Annotated in this window: 3 protein-coding genes; all 3 read left to right on the top strand. The window is 37.7% G+C overall.

What is annotated here, in order from left to right; genetic code table 11:
* Nucleotides 1-156 precede the first annotated feature (156 nt).
* On the top strand, nt 157-318 hold the full coding sequence (locus CUN59_RS21005; protein WP_104389615.1) for a protein repA: 162 nt from the start codon (nt 157-159) through the stop codon (nt 316-318).
* A 57-nt stretch (nt 319-375) separates the two neighbouring features.
* Nucleotides 376-975 carry a replication protein gene (locus CUN59_RS21000; protein ID WP_104389614.1) on the top strand — a complete coding sequence of 200 codons (600 nt, stop codon included), beginning with the start codon at nt 376-378 and terminating at the stop codon, nt 973-975.
* Between the two features lie 327 nt (nt 976-1,302).
* Nucleotides 1,303-2,679 carry a MobV family relaxase gene (gene mobV / locus CUN59_RS20995; RefSeq protein ID WP_104389616.1) on the top strand — a complete coding sequence of 459 codons (1,377 nt, stop codon included), beginning with the start codon at nt 1,303-1,305 and terminating at the stop codon, nt 2,677-2,679.
* Nucleotides 2,680-2,987 lie beyond the last annotated feature (308 nt).

Raw genomic sequence — 2,987 nt, 5'->3', positions numbered from 1 at the left:
ATCATAGGTCATGGGTCAAAAAACGTGAAAACCATTCTCCCCCAATGGATAGCGAGATTTTAAAAAAAAATTTTTTTAGGACTTGTATTTAATGCGTATATATGATATAGTCGCGTTGTGGTTATTTTTTATTACAGAAGATAGGAGAGATAGATTGTGAAAGAAGAAAAAATTGAGAAAGTTAGAATTAGCCTTTCATTACCAGTCAAAACTAATGACGATTTGAACGAATTATCAAAAAAATACGGAATGACAAAGTCTGGCTTAGTTCATTTTTTACTGCAAAGATTAAAAGAACGTGGCGATTTGTTTAAATAAAAAAAGAGCCGTGGCAAAACGGCTCTTTCAAAAAACTATACTCAAGGAGATTATAGCATGGTAAAAGAAAATGATAAAGATAATCGTTCAAGAAATTGGAACATTATTGTCTATCCTGAATCAGCACCAGCAGACTGGAAAGATTTATTGGTTCAGGAAGTAAGCTTTGTTTGTAGTCCAATCCATGATAAGGACGTACTTCCAACAGGAGAAGTAAAAAAAGCACACTATCATGTGTTGCTATGTTTTGGATATAAAAAAAGCTATGAGCAAGTTAAAGAATTGACTGATAAGCTAAACGCACCAATACCGCAAAAGTCAAAAAGTACAGTTGGTAGTGTGCGTTACATGATTCATATTGATAGTCCAGATAAGTATCAATACAAGCAAAGTGATATTGAAGTTTACGGCAATATAGATATAGAGCAGTATTTCAAAATGACGGCAACTGACCGCTACTCACATATAGCAGAAATGTTAGAGTTCATTGATGATAACGACATAACGGAATTTAAGGATATGCTAGATTACGCTAGGTTGAGAAGGTTTGATGATTGGTTCAAGTTGCTATGCGATAACAGTGCTTACGCTATCGAGAAGTATATTAAATCAAACAGGCATAAAGGCGATAGACCACAATCGAAAAAGATGCAGTAGCAAGAAAGAGAAAAAACACCCGTCCAAGTCACGGGTGTTTTTTTAGTTCTTTTAAGCCGTCCGAGTCACGGCTTAAAAGGACAAGATGAACTGTTGGGAGCGATAGCGAAAACAGTTCATCACAGACTAATCAGATTCATGCTGCAGCATGATCATGATTAGTCGATTGTGGTCGCAAGACCACAACAGAGCAAAACTGAAAGTTTTGCGTCAGCCGTCTGCAAGACCACGTTTCTCGCTTGCGAGAGTATAACGTGCTATACTCTTGTAGAGTATCAAGGGTCGCTTCGCTCCCCTTTTACAAGAAAAAAAGGAGTAAAAACTGATATGGAACTAGCATGGAACACACAAAAAAATAAGATGAGTGATGTCAAAGGCAAAGAGATGGAACAGGAACGAAAAGGCAAAATTTCCAATCCCGATATTGACCTGGAACGTACGAACTTGAATTTTGATTTTGTGGACGATAAGCGGACACTTTATCAACGTGTAAAATCAAGAGTGGACGATTTGAAGGAAAGTGGCTCAAGAGTGCAAAAGAATTCTGTAGTCATGTATTCAAACGTGATTACAGTACCGCAGAGCGAATTTAAGCATTGGGGTGTAGAAAAGACTAACAAGTATTTTCAAGCGTGTTATGAGTTCTTTTGTAACGAATTTGGGGCGGAAAACGTGGTAAGTGCAAAAGTGCATTACGACGAAACCGCACCGCATATGCACTTACACTTTGTACCAGTGAACAAAGAGAACGGAAGATTGCAGGCTCGTGTCGTGATGAACCGTGAGAAAATCAATTATATTCACGATAAACTGCCGGACTTTCTGCTTGATTATGACTTTTACGTAACTCGTGGGAAAGGTAAAACCGTTCAAAATATCGAAGATATCCACGAATACAAGAAAGTCATGGATATTATCGACCAACAAAAAAGCCGATTAGATGAGCTAGTTCAAGAAATGGACAAAACGGCTGCCAACGTGATTCAAGAGAAACGTCAACTTAGGAACTTACGAGAAATCAATTCAACGCTTTATGATGTGCTATCAGTCGTTAAGACGGAAGTTGCTGATAGCAAACAGGAATACATGAAAAGCAGAATGGATAACATTGTTGCTAAAGACGAGATAACGACAGTCGCTAATAAGATTCTTAATTCAAACAAAGTTATGTTTAGCGAAAGCTTAAAAGTGGACGGAAATTTAGTAAGGCAACTCGTGGATCTAGTTAAAGATTTGTATGACAGATTCAAAGAGATTTACAACAAACAAGTTGAACTCTTCAAGGAAAATCGAGAGTTGCGAAAAGAGAACAAGCTACTAAAAACGGAACTTAACCAAAAGAAAAACTTGGATAGAGATTTGGATAACGAAGTTAAAGAACGTGCTGAAGTAATAACAACCGTTGCAAAAATGGATATGGAAAAGACGATTAGAGAAAGAATGTCTGAACATGAGGACAAGTATGAGGCTTTGTATAAAGACTATCACGGACTATGTCAAGCGTACGTAGGTTTCAAGAAAGAGAATAAAGGACTAAAAGAACAAGTCAAATTCCTAGAAAAGCGTGTTGATATTGTCTTAAGACATTTCGCAAAAGAAGATTTACAAGCGGTTCTTAAGAGCGTGAATAGGATTGAGCAGAACGCTATTAAAAACAAACAACAATCAAGAGAAAGAGACGAAGGTTACGGACGAAGTATGTAACGTGTCGTATTTTGCAAATTAAGGGGTGTTTTAGCGATTTTGTGGTTCAAAGGGTAAAAAGATATCTTGCTGTCGGCAGAATCGTTAAAACATGCGAAAAAAGAAAAACAAGGGCGAGTGAAACGAGTTCATTTACCCTTGTTTTTTATTTTGAGTATGTTAGATTCGACAGTCCGACAAGCAAGTTATCTTTTTGAACTTTCATCTTGCTAGAGGTGCGGTCAAGCGGGCTCCGCTTGTCGGGGTGTTTGAGGGGTGAAACCCCTCATTCATTGCGGGGTTGAGTTTGTGAAAACGGGGAATCTATG

Origin of the sequence: Cuspidothrix issatschenkoi CHARLIE-1, assembly GCF_002934005.1 — a bacterium.
GTDB lineage: Bacteria > Cyanobacteriota > Cyanobacteriia > Cyanobacteriales > Nostocaceae > Cuspidothrix > Cuspidothrix issatschenkoi.
Note: the sequence above shows the minus strand (reverse complement) of the source record. Positions and strands in the feature narration are given on the sequence as shown.

What these genes read in the sequence shown, in the direction of transcription:
- CUN59_RS21000 (WP_104389614.1), top strand. Translation starts at nt 376, where the DNA reads ATGGTAAAAGAAAATGATAAAGATAATCGTTCAAGAAATTGGAACATT.
- mobV (WP_104389616.1), top strand. Translation starts at nt 1,303, where the DNA reads ATGGAACTAGCATGGAACACACAAAAAAATAAGATGAGTGATGTCAAA.